We start from the raw sequence: 1,354 nt of genomic DNA, 5'->3' as shown, positions 1-1,354 counted from the left end.
GGTAATCCGGACGCTGTCCCGGGCGGGCGCGGGCGAAGTCCTCGAGCAGGCGCCGGGCGGGCTTGGTCAGCGGCGGCTCGCCCGGCGGCGTGCTCCGCAGGCGGGCCAGCACCGGGGACCAGTCGCGCCGGGTGGTGAACAGCGGTTCCTGCCCGCGGCTGATGTGCAGGGCAGGTCGGTACTCGCCGTAGTCCGGCTCTTGGCCGGCGCCAACTCCGAATGCCTCGAACGGTCCACCCTTGCCGGTCGGCAGCCCGATCACCAGTTGCGTGGCCCGCCTGGAAGCGGGGTGGATCCGGTCGAGAAGGCGGTAGGGGTGGCAGCCGCGGCAGCGGTCGTCGCGCAGGGCCAGGCCGCCGCGGCCGCAGCGGCAGCACTGGCCTCGTCCCGTCCGCTGCCGCCAGTGCCGACACGGATCACAGACGAAACCGGCCCGCCGGCCGCCGGGGATCCAGGCGTGGCAATCGGCGCACTGGCGCGGTGCCCGAGGTGGAAGCGGCGCCAGAGCGGTGAAGTACGGGGTGCGGACCGGTTGACTCCTCCCGGAGAACCGCATGGGCTCGGGAGCCTCGTCCAAGAATCCCGCCCGCAGCAGGATCAGGCGAACCGCGTCTCCGTTGGCCGGCAGGTCCCGCAGCATCATCTCGGGCAGTCGCTCGGCGCCCTCGGCCTCGCGCACGGCTAGGGCGAGGCGGACCATCTCGGCGACCTTGTGCCGCCAGGCCAAGGTCAACCCGTGCTCGGCCGCCATCGCCTCGACCTCCCGACGGGCCTCCTGCCATCCGCCGACCGGTCGGCCGACAATCGCGCCGACCGTGGCGTCCCCCAGCACCCGGGACACGGTGAACAGGGGGACCTGACCGCGTACCTGCGCCTCCAGCACCGGCCGGCCCGCAGTGACGGTCCGCTGCTGCCGGAGCCTCGTCCACCACTGGGCCCCCACATTCGACCCGTTCTCGGTGGCCCGGCGCAGCGGCCGGGCCGACATCGACCGGTCGCCGTACGTGCCGCCGACCATGAGCTGGACCGGCCGCGGCCGCGCCTCCTCCAGCCCCAGCGCCCACTCGGCGTCGTCCTCGGCCCGGATTGCCGTAAGGCAGGGCTTGCACAGCCCGTCCGTGTTGAGGTGTGCCTCGTGCCGACACCGCGGGCAGACCCCGCGTTCGGGGTATTTCCTCGCCCAGGGCCGGCACCCGTCGCACACCCGGTAGCCGTGCACCACCAGCCAGCCCAGACACACCGGGCAGCTCCGCGCTGGCCCCTTCCCGCGACCCATCGCCACCGGTCCCCTCAGCTCGGCGGGAGCGAGCGCGGCCCGGCGCCGCGACGTGCGCGCGGTACAGGACCGACCGGG

The 1,354-nt window shown here is 74.3% G+C and carries 1 pseudogene; it reads right to left on the bottom strand.

Annotated elements, in window-relative coordinates:
- Positions 1 to 1,240, bottom strand: a pseudogene (locus GT354_RS24795) (hypothetical protein); the annotation flags it as partial.
- Positions 1,241 to 1,354 lie beyond the last annotated feature (114 nt).

It is taken from the genome of Streptomyces sp. SID3343 (genome assembly GCF_009865215.1).
In the GTDB taxonomy this organism is placed as follows: domain Bacteria; phylum Actinomycetota; class Actinomycetes; order Streptomycetales; family Streptomycetaceae; genus Embleya.
This window is presented reverse-complemented; position numbering and strand designations above follow the sequence as displayed.